Source organism: Bacillus sp. FSL K6-6038 (assembly GCF_038050455.1).
GTDB lineage: Bacteria > Bacillota > Bacilli > Bacillales > Bacillaceae_G > Bacillus_A > Bacillus_A pseudomycoides.
In genome coordinates this window covers 1,720,867-1,737,618 of record NZ_JBBOUH010000001.1, presented here as the reverse complement: position 1 = coordinate 1,737,618, position 16,752 = coordinate 1,720,867, and the positions used below count along the sequence as shown (strand labels likewise).

Below are 16,752 nucleotides of genomic sequence, written 5' to 3'. Positions count from 1 at the left end.
ATTTCATACTTAACATTGTATCGTATGGAAGAAATCAAACTGATGTGCCTATCTACTATCGTTTTTACATAACAAAAAAACATGCTCCACAATGCTAGCATGTTTTGTGATATCCTTCACATTGTTTAACTAAAAAATAAACCTCTTTACTTACCATGATGTAACATTAAATCGCCAAGTTCTTCTTCAATATGATTTAACTTTGCAATCCCTTCTTTCCATTTGTGGATATAACGTGAAACTCCAAAAACAAATAAAGCAATAATAGTAGAAAGAATAATACCATATACGATAGCTACTGTACTCATAAGTTACACTTCCTTGTAATAGGTTATACATTTATTATATTCCTTTTTTTGATGAAATAGTGGAAATTCAAGTTATTGTAACAAAATTGATTTTTCTAATTATACAAAAAAACACCCTAATAGGAGAAACCCTAAAAACATTAAGATTCCTCCTATATTTAAATATTACTCCACACCAACAGAAACTGTTTCTGGCAATGTACTTCCACCATCAATTACAATGTGTGTTCCTGTTATGTAACTTGATTCGTCAGATGCAAGGAATCCAGCTAATTGTCCTACTTCTTCAATTTTCCCTAAACGTCCTAACGGAACACCTGAAGCGATTCCATCAATAACACTATTCGGTTCATTTGGATCAGACTCATTTGCAATTTGCTCTGCCATTGGCGTCATAATATAGCCTGGACAAATCGCATTTACCGTAATATGATGCTTGGCTACTTCACGTGCTAACGCTTTTGTGAATCCCCAAATAGCGGCCTTGGTTGTCGCATAAGCTGTTTCTCCTTCATCTGCAACTAGCGTTCCTGTTACAGAAGACATGTTCACGATTTTTCCATAGTTTTTCTCAATCATATATGGCAAGACTGCTTTAGAGAAGTTCCACACACCGTTAATATTTACTTGAAATTGAAAATCACGCATTTCATCTGACATCTCTAAAAAGTTAGCAAGACGAATAACTCCTGCGTTATTCACTAATATATCAATCTTCCCATATTTTTCGTATACATCTTTTGCTATTTCTTTTACAGCTGCAAAGTCAGTTACATCTACTTCGTAACTAGCTGCTTCTAACCCCTTACTAACAATTTCTTTTGCTGTTTCATGAACCTTTTCTGAAATATCAACAAGTAATACTTTCGCTCCTAATTCAGCAAATACATGGGCAATTCCAGCACCATTCCCCATTGCAGCACCGGTAACAAAAGCAACTTTTCCATCTAATTTTCTCATTTCATAGCCCCCTTATGATTTGTAGAAAACTTTTCCAATAATTTTATTATACCAAATATTTCCTGTGTTTTTTTATTTCTTTCATTTGTTAAAAAATGTTCAAAAAGAAAGGCTGTCATAAAAATGACAGCCTCATACATACCTTTTCAAATACTATTCTATTAGTTTTTCTTCGCTTCTATTTTTTCTTGTGCATTTTCAGCTTTATCCAATACTTCTCCAGCTTTCTTCTGCTTTTCTTTTACTTCATCAATACTATCTACCGCTTTAATTACTTTATCAATTCCTTCTTCGTCCACTTTTTTCTGCTTTGCAATTCTTTCCTTTTCTTTTTCTTCAATGTCTTTTGCCTTTTGAAGCATATTTTCTGCGTTTGACTTTACAGATTTCTCAAGGGATGCATCCTTTTTCTTTTGTAATACTTGGTTCGCGTCATCCTTTGCTTCTAAATATTTACCATCTTTTAACGCCGTTGCACCATGATCCATCAGGCTAGCAACTTCTTTATAGGCTTTTACCTCATTCGTAGATTTTTCTTTTTCTGCTTTTTCAAACCACATAATTGCGTCACTATATTTCTCATCTTTTAATGCCTGCATACCTGTATCAACTTGGATATCGTAATTACTGCTACATCCAGCCACTATAAACAGTACAAAAAGCATTACAACCATTTTGTATTTCATGTTGTTCTTCTCCCTCTCTCTTGCCATTCAACATGGATTTCTAAATTTAATTTATCATAACTAAAAAACACTTTCAAAAAAGAAAAAACTTCATTTCCTTCAAAATGAAGTTTTCCTAGAAAAACATTGTACATCTATGCTGATACATCCACTTGTTTTTTCACATCCATTTGTTTCATCCCTAATAATACTACCATCCATACTCCAATAGCCGAAATAACCATTACCATACTAGTTGGCATTATATCTAATAAAAATCCATACAAAATAATTCCAAGAGGCGTAATTGCCGTAGAAATTGTTTCAATTAATCCAAAAACCCGTCCTAGATATTGTGAATCAGTTGTTTTCTGAACATATACTTGAAGGGGAACATTAATGGAAATGCTCGTCATTCCAAAAATAAGCATAAAAATTATATAGTAAATAAAACTTACCGTCCCTGGAATTGTAACTAATAACGGAAATGCAGTACACAAATACAAACCCGCTAAGACAAATAAACTAATGCGAACCGCGCGAAATAAATTATTCATTTCCTTACGAACAGATAAAACAATTGATGCAACCAACATTCCTACCGCCAACATTCCTTCCACAACACCTAGTTGCTGAGACGATAAACGTAAGTTTTGAATGATAATATACGGAAGTGCAACAAACAGTGCACTGCCAAAGAAATTAATCCAAATAAACACTTTTAACATCGTATACATATCATCACGTCTTTTTACATATAAGAATCCCTCTTTAATACTGGATAAAAAATCAGCTTTCTTCTGTTCTGCTTGTACTTTATACAGATCAAATACAATAAAGAACTGTACAATTACCGCTAAAAAAAATGTAATACCATTTAAAAGAAAAAAGAATTTCATTGAAGACAAACCAAACACCATTCCACCAATAATCGGTGCTAAAATAGTCGAAAGTGATGTCGCTGTTTGATTTAAAGAACTAGCTTGTTGAATACGTGTACTGTCAACTAAAGTTGGAATAGAAGCTGTAAAGGAAACAGAGTAAAAACCTGCACATATTGATAACAGTGCTGCAGATACATAGATGAATAGAAGCGAAATACCAAATAAAGTAGAAAATAAAAACATTGTTAACATGATAAGACTACTTAATAGGTCTGCACCAATAACAACCCACCGTCTGTTTATTCGGTCTGCCACAGCCCCTGCAATTGGTCCACATACCATTCTTGGAATTGAGCCACAAATAAGTGTAATTGCAAAACCTACTCCTGATCCTGTTGTTTTTAAAACATATAACCCCATTGCAAACGTATAAATCCCTGCACCTAATAAAGAAGTCATTTTTCCAATCATCATCAAAATGATATTTCTCGTTGCAATTTTGATTCTGGGATCATTTTGACTTATACTTACATCCCCCATTACGTCACTCTCCCCTTAAAAGTTAAATTGTGTTAAACTTATTATATAATCATTCTTCAGATTTTGACAATAAAAAGTTTAATCGTATTTAACTTTTTATGATAAAGGAGCAACAATATGGCTACTCTTGGTGAAAAAATTAAAGCATTACGAAAAGAAAAGCGTCTTACACAAACAGAATTAGCGGGCTCAGAATTAACGAAAAGTATGCTGAGTCAAATTGAAAATGGGAAAGCAACGCCTTCTATGAAGACATTACAATATCTTGCTAGTAAGCTTGAATGTGAGGCGAGTTTTTTACTGGAAGAAGATAATGAAGAAGTGGCAAAACTGCTTCCCAAAATGGAACAAGCTATAAAACATAAAAAGTTTGAAGAAGTATATCATACACTGCTACCTATTGTTCAAAAGGAACTACCGTCCACTTTAAATACAGCTCGTTTATATAAACAATTTATAAGCGCTGCTTTCCATTTAAAAGATTACAACATACATTCTTATATCGAAAAAGCCGTAGCAATTTTTCAAAAATATGCTTTATATCGTGAAAGTACACAAACAAATTTAATGCTTTGTCATGTATTATTTACACGAAAAAAATATGAAGAATGTCTAGATCTTCTTGCATCTATTCAAAAAGAATATGAAACAAAACAATTAGAAATGGACCTTATTATACAAATAGAACTTTTCTTATGTGAAGCAATTGTTTTACTCGCATACGGCAATTATGAAGACTGTGAAAAGGTTAGTTTACAAGCATTGGAATTCTCAAAAAAACATCAAGTATATTATAAAACGGATGAATTATATCGAATTCTTTCTTATCAAAAGGTATTAGTAGCTGATAAAGATAAATATTTACACTATATAAATAAATCAGAGCAATTTGCTATTTTTACAGAAGATACCATATCTATTGCAAATATAGATATATTAAAAGCTTATTACTATAACACAATAATGGATGAGTATCCTTCAGCCTTACACTATCTAAAGCTATTTAGACAAAAACTCCAAAACGAACCGACCTTTATAGAAAGCGGACTTTATTACGTAGAAAAAGGAAAAGCTCTATACGGCCTTAAACAATATGAAGAGGCATTAGAAACATTAAAACAAGCGACAATTCCGGATTACATGCTTCATCCACTGGATCAAGCATGGGTTATAACCGGAGGTGCTTACCGTGCTCTTTGTTATATGGAGCTCAAGAATAAACAAAAAGCGCTTCAAGAAGCAACCGAAGCCTTTCATGCAATACAAGAATTCCCTGATTCGACATTTACTGCGTTTATTAAAGAAACATTACAAATAATACAAAAACTTTAAAGCCATCTCAAAATGGTATATTATTCCTCCTTTTCAGCAAAAATAATAAAGATGGGAGGAATGTAAGAATGAATGTACAACGTGCAAAAGAGCTTTCCGAGTCATCAGAACAAGCGCATGTTAGTTTTCAAGGCCTACCTGTTATGATTCAACATGTTGATGAAAGCAATGAAACCGCTCGAATATATGATGTAACAAATCCAAATCGTGAATTAACTGTTCCAATTAATAGTCTAGAGGAACTATAAGCAATCCCACTTCAGCTTTATTTGAAGTGGGATTTTTCTTTTGTGTTATATGAAATGGAAGGCCACCAATTTGCCTTTCCAACCATTTAGAGCATTACTTCACAAATAACGTGAATTTCTATTTTTTTAACATCTACCCTAATACGGTACATGATATTTCCTAAAATTTTTTTATACTCAAAAGACATACTATTCAATCTTTATGATATGATACAATCCATAAGTATATTTGGAGGGATACGATGAGGGATACAAAGCAAAGTAACGAACCTTATTATGCAGTTATATTCACTTCCCAGCTTTCACAAGACACGACTGATTATGGCGATGTCGCTGAAGAAATGGAAAAACTCGCTAAAGGGCAACCTGGCTTTATAAACGTTGACAGCGTACGGGATGCATCTGGTCTCGGTATTACAATTTCATATTGGGAGTCACTTGAAGCAATTAAACAATGGAGAGAAAATGCAGTACATACTATAGCAAGACAAAGAGGTCGTGAACAATGGTATGAAAGCTTTCATATGAAAATATGTGTTGTAGAAAGAGAATATAATTTTAAGAGGAAAGGTTTATAATCAATGAAGAACAAAGTAGCTTTGATTGTTGTTCACGAAATATACGGCATAAATCAGCATATGCAGGATGTCATATCCAGGTTTTCTTCACCACAGATAGATATCTTCTGCCCAAGTCTTTTACAGCTAGATGCTCCTTTTCATTATAATGATGAACAAAAAGCTTACTCCCATTTTATGCAAAACGTTGGATTTCAACATGGAAAAGAAAAAATTGAAGAAATGATTATACAGTTTTCAAAAAATTACCCATATATTGGAATCATAGGTTTTAGCATTGGCGCAACCATCTCTTGGCTATGCAGTAACAATCCAAAAGTTAATTTTATTATTGGCTGCTATGGCTCTCGCATACGAGACTACTCTTATATTATTCCTACATGTCCTACTCTTTTAATTTTTCCAGAAACAGAATTGAACTGTTCCATTTCTTCTCTTATTACGACATTGCAAAGACAAGACAACTCATTTCTACATATACAACAGTTCCCAGGAAATCATGGATTTCTGGATCCTTATACTACAAACTATAACGAACAATCTACAAAACAAGCATATGAAATGATTGATTCATTTCTTCTAAAAACTATAACGAAACAAATGTATTAAAGGAGTTTTGCTATGTCATTTACATTACTTTTACTTGCTTTCGTTATTCTAATCATTCTCATAACGTTAGCTTTCATTTTTACAACTCTTAAAAATCGTAAATATTTAAACCGTCCTTATCGACATTCCTTTATCGTTATGACCTTATTTCTTGGACATTGGATTTTAGTTTTGACTAGTTTTTATACATTACTCCCTGATTATATTAGCGATTTTATTTTTCTACCAATCTGGTATTTTCTTTGTATTTTAGGATTTATGGTTTTCATAAAAGAATGGAAAAATAATCGAATTATTTCTGTATCCGTCGGTGCTTTCTCTTTTATCAGTCTACTCTTCGGCATACTATTACAAGGAATTGCTAAAATGTAAGTTTGTTTTATAGGAGCTGATTTTTAAGAATCAGCTCCTTTTTCTACACGTAAATAGGAAGCATTTCGCAAACGATCGTTCCATCCATACAGGAATGAACAGATATAGTGCATAGGCTATAGCCATCCAAATTGCGAAAGATAGAACTTGTTGTGATGAAAGCGTCGAACAAATACTAGAGGAAGAATAAAGAATGAAAGTATCTAAAAACAACCCTATCCCGGTGCCGAAAATCCCCCACCTAACTTCTTTACTTTTTCTGAATTTTGAGATGGGGTCTTACTGTCCGTTAACGCGGGATAAATAAAAAGAGGAAGAAAAGCCTAAAATCAACTTCTCTTCCCTCTATTTTTTTTATGAGATTGTATTGTCATGGAATCACAAGGTGTGTAGTAAATTTGTGGAGTTGCTTTATTAACAAGCATTGTAAAAGTAAGCAGACCAATGATGAAGAAGATAAAAACTATAAACAAAATAGCACCTATCGTTAAAAGAATCATAACACCACCCCTATTTCATTCATGATATTACACTCTTCGATATACTATGAAAGAAATCCTTGTTATATAAACAAACGTAACAAAATAATCACAATCACCCCAGTTAACACTGTTCCTAAAAGGCTACGTGTATAAACAGCAACAAAGAATGTCGGAATTGCTGCAATTATATAATCCCATTGCATCGTTTTATTCATAAAGAGCACTTCAGCAAGGAGCGCCGCCAATATAGCAATTGGTATATAACTTAACCATTTTAATCCCCAATCTGGAATTTGTATTTTACTAAATACAATGAGCGGTAATAGGCGCGGAATTAAAGTAACCAGACCTGCTCCAATTAAGAGTAATAACACATCGATTCTTACTTCCATCTTTCAATCACCACCCCTATTGTCGCTGCCGTAAGTGTTGCAATTATAACTGCTACGCTTGCCGGAACGAAAAAATGTATGCTATATGCGATTACAATTGCCACAATCGCAACACTGAGATGAATGACTAATTTTGGATGACTACTCATTAACTGCAGGACAAATAATCCAATAAACATAGCTGGTAAAGCATAATCCATACCATACGTATGAGGGTTTGGTATCCACTCACCAAAAATACCACCGATGACATTCGCAATGATCCAGTTTAAATATGCTGTCACATTTAAACCAAGCATCCATCTCTCGCTTAGATACTTCTTTTTTGAAGCTTGCTGAACCGCAAGACCAAATGTTTCATCTGTAATTTGCGAGCCAATTATCATATTTTTCAAGAAAGGAACCTTCATTAAATACGGGGCAAGCGCAGCACTCATTAACAGATGACGTAGATTGACAAAAAATACGGTGAAAATAATTGCAGAAGTAGGTGCTCCAGCGGCAAACATACCAGCGAGTATAAATTGTGAGGAACCAGCATAAATCAAAGTAGACATTAATGCTATTTCTGCTAACGAAAACCCTGCTGTTTTTTCAATTACACCAGCTGCGATACCAATACTTAAATACCCTAGTACAGTTGGTAAACAATCTTTCACTCCTTGTTGAAATGTTTCATTCCCGTGCATTGTCATCTGTACTTCAGCCCTTGCCATCACTCTTCCCCCTTCGTTTCTTGCATCAAGCGTTTACCCGTTACAACGTGAACTAAATCTGCATTACCACGCCATAATGCATCTAATTTATCAGGACCAAATTCCTGTGTAATTTCTTCAACCATAATGTCATGACGAATATATTCTGTTGCGACAAGCACTAATGCTGGATCATATGTTGTAACAGCCCATGATGTACTATGTTCTGAAAAATTGGCAATAAGCACCTCTTTTCCATCTCGTGCAACAATTGTTAAATGCCCCCCCATCCGCTCTTTCACAACATCTGGAGTCATATAATTATGATGAAATGTTGTTCCTATTTTTGTTTGAGGTGCCCCAAAAAGTATCGAAAAAACATGTACACCTTCTTGTTCCTTTTTGTGAATAAGAGGCTCCAGCTCGCTCACTTGCTGTTCCCATACAGAAATCCATAACTCTTCTTCTGCACGCTCAATAATGTTACTTATTTCCTTTAAAATTCGTTCATCCGTACGAATATGAGAGATTACATCTACTTGACGCTCCTGCTCTAAACAATTTAACTTCTGATCAAGGAAATCAAATGACTTTTCAAAATCTTGTCGCATTCGATTCATTAACTCACTTGCCGATACTGGAACGTACTTAACTGGTTCTGATGGTACTAAATGCACTGCGCCTTTATCCATCAATTTCCCAAGTACCTCATAAATCATGGAACGCGGTACACCCGTTTGTTTACTAATTTCATATCCTGTCGCAGGATAATGTTTTAATAAACCGATGTATGCTTTACATTCATATTGTGAAAACCCTAACTTTTGCAATTCTTTCATGACTTCATCCACTGTAATCCCTCACTTCAATTTACCTCTATTTGCATTTACATGACAGCGCGTACTTCAAAACGACGATTTTGCTTTCTTTACTTTTACAACTTCAAAAGTATTCTCACCTTATGTAAGTACGCCTGTATCGCATTCTTGTCCTCCGCCAGTTGGATAAAATATCGTTTCTTTTACAAATACTCGGTTTCCATCCACTCTTGTTACTTCTGTTTGACAGTTTTTTTATATGTATCCTGTAAAAATAATGCCTCTGTCATATCCCTACTCCTTTAGTAGTTATTACTATACCTACTAATATAAAAAGAAAAAAATGTATAGTCAATAAAATTCTGAATTTTAATTCAATTAACAAGTAATAAGCTACCTTTAAAACAAGATAGCTTGATTACATTTATCCCGCTGCTAATCCTCAGCGAAGGTTTTCTTCCTCTCTACTAAGAGCTCGATACATTATATTTCCATATACTTATTTAAGTTTCTCATATTCCTTCAAAGCATTTTGTAAAGTTAAAGTTAATGGTTCTGGAAGACTATCTAATGAAAACCACCCCACTTCACTAATAGCATGTTGTTCCAGATTTTCTGCTATCCCATTAGTTACTTTTGCAATATACGTCGGACATACCCAATGTGCTTCTTCTTCAGGTAAAATGTGATTCGTCACACATAATAACGATGTGAGTTCAATTTCTAACCCTACCTCTTCTTGAATCTCCCTGACAACTGTATCTTCTGCTGTTTCCATCCATTCCACTTTTCCACCTGGGAGACTCCAGTGCGCTTGCTCTGGTGCCTTCTTTCTCCGTACAAGTAATAACTCGCCTTGCTCGTTTAAAAGAAACGCTCCAACACCGACGCGTGGATGTAACTTTTGGTTCATATTAACTTCTCCTCTTAATTTGTAAGTTTTCTTGATTTTAACATAAAAATAATAGAGCTACTTTCTATCAGCTTCATAAAAAACAATAGAAAGTAGCTCTCATTGTTTCATAGATATTATTTGTTCTTTTGTATCCATTTTGTCATGATGAAGTTTGTTTTTCTCCAAATATTGTTTACACATATTCACAAAAGCTGGTAATGTTCGAATTTGATCAATATCAGAGCTCTCAATAAAACGATTCATTTGATTTGTCATTTCGTCCATACTAGAAATAACCTCTTCTTTTTCATATCTCAATCTCTCATTTTCAGCACGAAGATTTTGAAGCTCTTTCTGTATCTCATGTGTATTATTTTCTTTTGTATGCCCAGCTGCCATACTCGAAAGTTTGTAAATCCCTTCCATAAATTGATATAGTTCTTGTTTCTTGCCCTCTACACCAATTGTTTCAAAATTATCGACAATCCCTGATAATATAGTAACCAGATTATTCTCTGTCTTTTCACTTTGGACCACTATACTTTTTACTCTATTCTCCTTCTCACAAACATACTGTTCTGGCTCGTGCTTTTTCTTACGCCCCGGCTTACCCTTTTTTATATTTTCAAATGGCAGCTCTTGATTTTTTAATTTATAATACGTATTCTGCAGTTGACTTTCTGTTTTCGGAAATAATTGTAGATTCTCTTTACTAATTGCCTTTGAAGTATCTGAAATATTTAAATTGTAATGCTGACAAAATTGATACGTAGCATATAAAAGTTCTAATTCAGATTTCAACCACATCATTTGAGATTGTTCGTATGCAAATAAACCACCCATTTTTTCAATCTCTCTTTGAAAAGCTATCATTTTATCATATAAGTCCATTAATTCTGCATACGTCACATGGAACTCTCTTTCTATTTTTCTACATTCCTCTTCCACTTTCTGAATATTTTTCATTCCATTTACAATATTTTTCAAAAGATCTAGTACATGAATTGCTGTCTGTTGGTACATTTTATATTCACTCCCACTCAGCATTTTTGCAATTTCAACTTCTTCTTTGTCTTTTGTAAAAATAAAAAAATATTATGGAAATATTTTATAATATTTCTGAATTATTAGTCAAACGAACGTAAAATTGACACATTCTATTTTTATATTAATATTAGTTTATAGCAATATGAGGGGGATCCATATGGAACATAACATTTTAAAAGTCATTGCACTAGCAGAAAAACTTAAATACGAAATGCGACATAGCTGGCTTTCTAATGGTCGACAAGAGAGTGTTGCGGAACATACGTGGCGTATGTCCCTTATGGCTGTTTTAGTTCAGCCTTATTTAGATAAAGAAGTAAACATGGAAAAACTATTAAAGATGGTTATTATCCATGATCTCGTGGAAGCAGAAGCCGGGGATATTCCTGCTTTTGACACAATGAACAGCGAACAATTACAATTACAAAAACAAGAAAATGAACAAAAAGCCATTTTGAATATTAAACATACATTAGAAGGTCCTCTTGGGGACGAACTGTACAATTTATGGATAGAGTTTGAAGCAAAAGAAACATACGAAGCGAAAGTGGCAAATGCTCTTGATAAACTAGAAGTTAAAATTCAGCATAACGAAGCCGATATCGATACTTGGATTCCCATCGAACATAAAATGACGTTCCAAGTTGCCAAACATACTGACTTTGACTCATTCTTATCAAAATTACAAAAAATTATTGAACAAGAAGGCGAAAAAAAATTAATTGCTGCCGGCATTGATGTCGAGACATGCAAACAGTAGCAACTCACTGTTTTTCATACTTTTTTGCAGATGATTAAAGAAGTATATACCGTTTTATAGAATATTAAATTACAAAAGGTGACACACATTAATGATGTACAATGTGTGTCACCTTTTAATTTTTATGTTTTCACTTTTTATGCTTGGATAACATTTCAGTTGCCATCTTTTCCTGTCAAAATCTTTTAAGATAGTTAAAGAGTTCTCTTTAACTCATAACACCATTATCTTTGAATGAATACCATTTTCCATCAATGAAATGTTTACCTATCGCCATTGCACCGTTAGACTGTAAATAATACCAATTCCCATTCTCTTGTAACCAGCCTGTTTTCATCATGCCATCTGCATTCATGTAGTACCATGTATTATTATCTTGTACCCAACCTGTTTTCATCTTAGCACCAACAAAGTAATACCAGCTTTCTTTATAGCTTAGCCAGCCATTATAAGCAGCTCCGTTTCCGCCGAAATAATGCCAATGGTTGTCAATTAAATTCCAACCTGTTGCCATTGATCCATCAGGAAGGAAATAATTACCATCCAGATGTGAACCTATCCAACCTAATAGCATTTTATTATTATCTGGATTTAAAAAGTATGTCTTACCATTATATTCAAGAAAATCCCAGTGTAGCTTTCCACCTTGGTGAACGTAATACCAATCTCCCTCATACTGAACCCATCCTTCATTGGTATATAGCGCACCGTCTGCTCCTAATAAGTAACCATTATATTGCTCTTCAATACGACCCGTTTTCATTTTTCCGTTTGCATCAAAGTAGTACCATTTTCCTCCATCTTGTAACCAACCAGTTTTCTTCATACCATTTTGATCATAGAAATACCATGTATCTCCCTCTTTTACCCAACCACTTTGTTGCATTTTCTGTGCTGCTTTTGGAGCATTTTGTTTCACATTCTCTTGTTTTTCTGCATGTGATACTGCAGGAACTACAAACATTGCAGACATTAAAACCGGCAAAATAACTTTCTTCATTTTCTATATTCCCTAAATAATGTTTAATTTTTGTTTTTATTTCCACAAAGAGAATTGTATTATTATATACAAATATAATCAATACTTTTTTGTAATGAAATCGTAATATTTTTAACTTCATAGAAAATATATTCATTTAAAAGTAACTTTAAATGAATTTTTGAGATATTAAACAGATTAATGTATACTTTTTGTAATATAAAATAAAAAGAATGGAGAATATTTCATACTTTTGTATGAATCATTCTCCATTCTTTTTATTGATTTAACCTAGAAGGACATAGATTACAATTACAAATAAGAACAATATATTATCTAAAGAGGAGGATTATTTATGATCAAAGGATTATACGAATCACATCTACCCGTTCGCAGCCTAGAAAGATCCATACCATTCTATGAATCATTGGGATTAAAACTATATAAAAGATATGAGGATACTGCCTTCTTTTGGATTGTAGAAGAACAAAGTTGGCTCGGACTTTGGGAAGGAGAAGAATATAAAACGCCGTATCATCCTTCCCTTCGCCATATTGCGTTTCAAGTAGACTTCGAGTTTCTTCATACATCTATTAAGTGGCTGAAAGACCGAAATATTACGCCCGTTCCATTTAGTAATCGAACTACCATTGGACCTTTTGTTCGCCCTAACCAAGGCAATGCTTCTGTCTATTTTAAAGATCCAGATGATAATAGTATTGAGTTTATTAGTTTTGTTAATGTTCCAGATGAACTAAAACATATTACAGAAAAACTTTCTTTAGAAGAGTGGACTACACTATCACGATCCTATTTGTAGATGATTTAATAACTAGATATCATCGGTACCTCACTGGGCAATATGATTGCTCAAATAATTAATGTGAAGGCTTTTTTATTAATAGTGTTTCTCCCATCATTTTGGCATTACACATTTATAAAGAAAAGCGACTTTTACAAGTCGCTTTTCTACATCAAATATTTCAAAGTTAAAAGTACACCCACTGCAATTACAAATATATTGAAAAAAATATACCAAGCAGAAAAAGATCAAATACATTCTTTTTCCCTTGAGATATTTCTTATTTTCTTTAGTCAAATTAAAATTGATACTCATATACAATGTAATCAAAAATGTTTGTAAACCCTAAGCCCTCTGCCACAGCAATTGAAGGTTTATTCACTTCCATACAATCCCAATAGGGCACATACCCTTGTTTGAAACATTCTTGAACAAATATATGTGCGACTTTCTTGGCAAGATTCTTCCCTCTATGTTCCAAAATTGTCTCGATATTTACCGCATGCATATTCCCACTTACAAATCCTGAAAAACAAAGACTCACCACTTGATCCTCATGCAAAATCACATACCCAATTCCTTTTTCAAAAAATGATTCCACCGAATTCCAAAATGATGTAATTTGTGAAACGAAAAATGATTGCTTGAGCAAAGAGTATGTCACAAGATTTTCCTTCGTTACTTTTAATACTGTATATACCTCATCAATGATTGGTTCATTATATGTTTTGTACGCACTTTCATATAATTTGTATACTTTTTGATTGGATTCCTCGTATGATTGTTCACATAATATTTCTCTAATTGTACGATCCCACCCTACTTGATGACCAAATCCTTCAAACCACTTCAAGTCCAAACAGGCTGCTTCTTGTGCAATTTGTTCCCTTAAAACCTTTTTTATTTCAAGGTTAAACATTTTGTTATTTGCCTCACCAATAAATACAAAACCATCTAAATTTCCAAGCCAAACTAAACCAGACCGTGGTTCGCTCGCATTGTCAACAAATATACGGCCCGAATTATTCCCTTCAATGATAGCTTGCACTTCTATATGCCTTTCCTTTTGTAGAAGATGTTTGCAATTCATAAACTGGTCTTTCTGCAATTCGTATATCATCTTTTTTCTTTCCTTTCATGTGTATCAGCGCTTAGGTTTCATCACCTGCTGTACAATCTATGAATCCCTGCAATAACTTTCTATCTTCTAGAAAAGAAAGGGTAATACCTGCTATTTCTTCACTGCTTTTCCAAGCCACTTCATAAATTAATCCATCTGGATCGCATATTTCTTTATTTCCTCCAATCACTTCTACCTCATAATACACAATGTGAACATCATATCCATTACTATTCCCCTTCTTTTCGTACATACTTTTAATGACACGTACATCATATCCCGTTTCCTCTTTCACTTCTCGTATACAACACTCCTCAAATGTTTCCTCTTCCAATTTCCCACCAGATGGAATAGACCATTTTAGTTCTGCTTCTTTTACATCTGGGCGCCCTTGCAATACCATTAACAATTTCCCATCATTATTTTTACATAATGCCGCTGCACCTTGAAATATTCCCATTTCTCTCTCCCCATTCCTTAAAATAAAACCATATTTCCTGTTCGTTTCGCATGCTTTTCTGCTTTTCGAACAAGCACATATGATATTCCAATTAAAATGATTAATAAGCTAGCTAATAAACCTAACTCTGGAAATACATTTATAATACTTTTTCCTTCCATTAATAATGAACGGAAAATTTGAAGTACATACGTTAATGGAAACAAAGCTGCTAGTACTTTGCCCCATAGTGGTAATACAACAATGGGAATGCGTACACCCGCAAAAAATTGCATCGGTTCTTCTAATATTGTAAATAGAATACTAGCATCTCGTGAAAATAAAAAAATCGTATTTAAGCAACCCCCCCACACAACAGCCGAAATACATAAAATCATAAAAGCAAATACAATATTTTCAACTGGTGGTATCGGTGTGTCATTCAGAAACAATGCGATGAGAATCGAAAACATCGTAAACATCCATACTCCTTCTATTAAATTTGCTCCTGCCCGGCAATACATCATCCATACACGCGATGCTGGTGTTAAAAATATAAGTTCAAGTGTTCCATTTTGGCGTTCCCATGACATTTGCCATGCCGATTGAACGAGGCTCCAAAAGAAAACATATCCAATATAACCTGTAAGGAGAAAAAAACTAATCTGCTTTGGATCCATCCATTTGGCAAGTGTACTACTATTTGAAGTATCAAATGGCTTCACCGAAAAATCAGCAGTTGCAAATAATAAAACCGGCCAAATGAATAAAGAAAAATAAACCATCTTACTATGAAAATGATTGCGGTGACTTTTTTTCCATTCTGCAAAAAACATATTCACGCACTCACCTCATTTGCAATTTGTAATATTGCATCTTCCAATCTTGCTTTATGTGTTTCTAACTGTAATATACGAATTTGATATTTTGTTAATAATGATAAAACCGTTGTTGTCATATCAAAAGATGCCTTTAGTTCATATCGTATATGTTCACCCGTATGTTCTTTTTCATATTGAATTTCCTTCAGCCCTAAAGAATACTCTAATCGTTCTATCGTTTCATTCTTCATTTCAGGAATCACAATTTCTAAACGATATTCACGGACAATAGACTGGATAATTTTATCGGGAGTTCCTTCATAAAGAAGTCGTCCTTTTTCAATAATATAAAGGTGATCACAAAGTTCCTCTACTTCTTCAAGATAATGGCTCGTTAACAAAATACCCTTATTTTGTTCCTTCGCCAATCGATATACCATTTCTCTCAGCTTTTTCGCTACAGGTGCATCAAGTCCTAATGTTGGTTCATCAAGAAATAAATAATCTGGATCATTAATAAGACCTCTTGCGATTTGCAAACGCTGCTTCATTCCCTTTGAATATCGTTCTACAGGTGTATTAGCAACTTCTTTGAGCTCTACTTGACCAAGGAGAAACTGAATACGTTCCTCTAATTCGGCTCCTTTTAATCCATACAAACTTCCAAAATACTGCAAGTTTTCTTTACCTGTTAAACGCCAATATAACATGCGTTCTCCACCTGCAATCATATTGATCTTTTTCTTTACAAGTAAATCTTGCTTTGTGCTGTCTATACCATCAATTTCAATAGCACCTGAAGTTGGTTCAAGAAGCGTAGCTAGCATTTTAATCGTTGTTGTCTTCCCAGCCCCGTTCACACCTAGCAATCCTACAATCTCTCCTTTTTGAATTGTTAAATCTAGTCCATTTACTGCTTCAACTACTCTTCTTTTTTTACGAAAAAAACCTACTTTCTCTTTTAACTCATACCGCTTTACAAGTTGTTTTGCTTGTATCATGATAA

General features: G+C 33.8%; 22 protein-coding genes and 3 pseudogenes. 7 read left to right on the top strand and 18 right to left on the bottom strand.

All coding sequences use genetic code 11. The features are described 5' to 3' along the window. Window positions 1–146: 146 nt before the first annotated feature. From NSQ40_RS08975 to NSQ40_RS08955, 5 genes are all read right to left on the bottom strand, one after another. A complete protein-coding gene (locus NSQ40_RS08975; protein ID WP_003196574.1) occupies window positions 147–308 on the bottom strand; it encodes a hypothetical protein in 162 nt (53 codons plus the stop codon). A 165-nt stretch (window positions 309–473) separates the two neighbouring features. Beyond that, entirely contained in the window at window positions 474–1,268 is a 795-nt protein-coding gene (gene ucpA, locus NSQ40_RS08970; protein WP_003196572.1) for an SDR family oxidoreductase UcpA, read from the bottom strand. Further along, entirely contained in the window at window positions 1,265–1,408 is a 144-nt protein-coding gene (locus tag NSQ40_RS08965; RefSeq protein WP_176523902.1) for a hypothetical protein, read from the bottom strand. Before NSQ40_RS08965 ends, ucpA begins: the two co-directional genes overlap by 4 nt. A gap of 21 nt (window positions 1,409–1,429) precedes the next feature. After that, window positions 1,430–1,954, bottom strand: coding sequence for a DUF4398 domain-containing protein (locus tag NSQ40_RS08960; RefSeq protein WP_018782492.1), 525 nt, complete (start codon window positions 1,952–1,954; stop codon window positions 1,430–1,432). Window positions 1,955–2,088: 134 nt separating this feature from the next. Further along, on the bottom strand, window positions 2,089–3,357 hold the full coding sequence (locus NSQ40_RS08955; protein WP_033797736.1) for an MFS transporter: 1,269 nt from the start codon (window positions 3,355–3,357) through the stop codon (window positions 2,089–2,091). Window positions 3,358–3,474: 117 nt separating this feature from the next. On the opposite strand from NSQ40_RS08955, the gene NSQ40_RS08950 reads away from it, so the two are divergent. The 5 genes from NSQ40_RS08950 to NSQ40_RS08930 all read left to right on the top strand — a co-directional run bounded on the left by NSQ40_RS08950 (window position 3,475) and on the right by NSQ40_RS08930 (window position 6,496). Beyond that, a complete protein-coding gene (locus NSQ40_RS08950; protein WP_003196563.1) occupies window positions 3,475–4,689 on the top strand; it encodes a helix-turn-helix domain-containing protein in 1,215 nt (404 codons plus the stop codon). Window positions 4,690–4,757: 68 nt separating this feature from the next. Continuing rightward, complete coding sequence (locus NSQ40_RS08945) at window positions 4,758–4,937, top strand: H-type small acid-soluble spore protein (RefSeq protein ID WP_003196561.1); 180 nt, start codon at window positions 4,758–4,760, stop codon at window positions 4,935–4,937. 242 nt (window positions 4,938–5,179) lie between these two features. Then, a complete protein-coding gene (locus NSQ40_RS08940) occupies window positions 5,180–5,515 on the top strand; it encodes an antibiotic biosynthesis monooxygenase family protein (RefSeq protein WP_003196559.1) in 336 nt (111 codons plus the stop codon). A 3-nt stretch (window positions 5,516–5,518) separates the two neighbouring features. After that, window positions 5,519–6,124, top strand: coding sequence for a dienelactone hydrolase family protein (locus NSQ40_RS08935; protein WP_003206659.1), 606 nt, complete (start codon window positions 5,519–5,521; stop codon window positions 6,122–6,124). 12 nt (window positions 6,125–6,136) lie between these two features. Beyond that, a complete protein-coding gene (locus tag NSQ40_RS08930) occupies window positions 6,137–6,496 on the top strand; it encodes a hypothetical protein (RefSeq protein WP_003206656.1) in 360 nt (119 codons plus the stop codon). A 30-nt stretch (window positions 6,497–6,526) separates the two neighbouring features. Here NSQ40_RS08930 and NSQ40_RS08925 read toward each other — a convergent pair. The 8 genes and pseudogenes from NSQ40_RS08925 to NSQ40_RS08890 form a co-directional block, all read right to left on the bottom strand. Beyond that, a pseudogene (locus NSQ40_RS08925) lies at window positions 6,527–6,742 on the bottom strand (hypothetical protein); the annotation flags it as partial. A gap of 83 nt (window positions 6,743–6,825) precedes the next feature. Continuing rightward, window positions 6,826–6,996 carry a DUF3951 domain-containing protein gene (locus NSQ40_RS08920; protein WP_003196553.1) on the bottom strand — a complete coding sequence of 57 codons (171 nt, stop codon included), beginning with the start codon at window positions 6,994–6,996 and terminating at the stop codon, window positions 6,826–6,828. A gap of 62 nt (window positions 6,997–7,058) precedes the next feature. Beyond that, window positions 7,059–7,370, bottom strand: a complete 312-nt coding sequence (locus NSQ40_RS08915; RefSeq protein ID WP_033796026.1) for an AzlD domain-containing protein — start codon at window positions 7,368–7,370, stop codon at window positions 7,059–7,061. Then, a complete protein-coding gene (locus NSQ40_RS08910) occupies window positions 7,361–8,086 on the bottom strand; it encodes an AzlC family ABC transporter permease (protein ID WP_003196550.1) in 726 nt (241 codons plus the stop codon). Before NSQ40_RS08910 ends, NSQ40_RS08915 begins: the two co-directional genes overlap by 10 nt. Further along, a complete protein-coding gene (locus NSQ40_RS08905) occupies window positions 8,086–8,916 on the bottom strand; it encodes a TrmB family transcriptional regulator (RefSeq protein WP_003196548.1) in 831 nt (276 codons plus the stop codon). Before NSQ40_RS08905 ends, NSQ40_RS08910 begins: the two co-directional genes overlap by 1 nt. Window positions 8,917–9,027: 111 nt before the next feature. Beyond that, a pseudogene (locus tag NSQ40_RS08900) lies at window positions 9,028–9,173 on the bottom strand (alanyl-tRNA editing protein); the annotation flags it as partial. A gap of 209 nt (window positions 9,174–9,382) precedes the next feature. After that, window positions 9,383–9,796: an NUDIX domain-containing protein gene (locus NSQ40_RS08895; RefSeq protein WP_003206653.1), complete on the bottom strand. Its 414-nt coding sequence runs from the start codon at window positions 9,794–9,796 to the stop codon at window positions 9,383–9,385. Between the two features lie 99 nt (window positions 9,797–9,895). Next, window positions 9,896–10,801 carry a DNA-binding domain-containing protein gene (locus NSQ40_RS08890; RefSeq protein WP_033796025.1) on the bottom strand — a complete coding sequence of 302 codons (906 nt, stop codon included), beginning with the start codon at window positions 10,799–10,801 and terminating at the stop codon, window positions 9,896–9,898. A 181-nt stretch (window positions 10,802–10,982) separates the two neighbouring features. Here NSQ40_RS08890 and NSQ40_RS08885 point away from each other — a divergent pair, with 181 nt between their 5' ends. After that, complete coding sequence (locus tag NSQ40_RS08885) at window positions 10,983–11,585, top strand: HD domain-containing protein (protein WP_341286092.1); 603 nt, start codon at window positions 10,983–10,985, stop codon at window positions 11,583–11,585. A gap of 214 nt (window positions 11,586–11,799) precedes the next feature. Here NSQ40_RS08885 and NSQ40_RS08880 read toward each other — a convergent pair. Beyond that, window positions 11,800–12,585, bottom strand: a pseudogene (locus NSQ40_RS08880) (nucleoside triphosphate hydrolase); the annotation flags it as partial. A gap of 334 nt (window positions 12,586–12,919) precedes the next feature. On the opposite strand from NSQ40_RS08880, the gene NSQ40_RS08875 reads away from it, so the two are divergent. Next, window positions 12,920–13,384, top strand: a complete 465-nt coding sequence (locus tag NSQ40_RS08875; protein ID WP_018782499.1) for a VOC family protein — start codon at window positions 12,920–12,922, stop codon at window positions 13,382–13,384. Between the two features lie 280 nt (window positions 13,385–13,664). Here NSQ40_RS08875 and NSQ40_RS08870 read toward each other — a convergent pair whose 3' ends face one another. From NSQ40_RS08870 to NSQ40_RS08855, 4 genes are read right to left on the bottom strand one after another with little or no spacing between them, the layout of a single operon-like run. Beyond that, window positions 13,665–14,486: a GNAT family N-acetyltransferase gene (locus NSQ40_RS08870; protein WP_003196535.1), complete on the bottom strand. Its 822-nt coding sequence runs from the start codon at window positions 14,484–14,486 to the stop codon at window positions 13,665–13,667. A 31-nt stretch (window positions 14,487–14,517) separates the two neighbouring features. Next, window positions 14,518–14,946 (bottom strand): NUDIX hydrolase, encoded by a 429-nt coding sequence (locus tag NSQ40_RS08865; protein WP_003196533.1) that lies wholly within the window; start codon window positions 14,944–14,946, stop codon window positions 14,518–14,520. A 17-nt stretch (window positions 14,947–14,963) separates the two neighbouring features. Next, on the bottom strand, window positions 14,964–15,761 hold the full coding sequence (locus tag NSQ40_RS08860; RefSeq protein ID WP_003196531.1) for an ABC transporter permease: 798 nt from the start codon (window positions 15,759–15,761) through the stop codon (window positions 14,964–14,966). Between the two features lie 2 nt (window positions 15,762–15,763). After that, window positions 15,764–16,747 carry an ABC transporter ATP-binding protein gene (locus NSQ40_RS08855; RefSeq protein ID WP_003196527.1) on the bottom strand — a complete coding sequence of 328 codons (984 nt, stop codon included), beginning with the start codon at window positions 16,745–16,747 and terminating at the stop codon, window positions 15,764–15,766. Window positions 16,748–16,752: the final 5 nt, after the last annotated feature.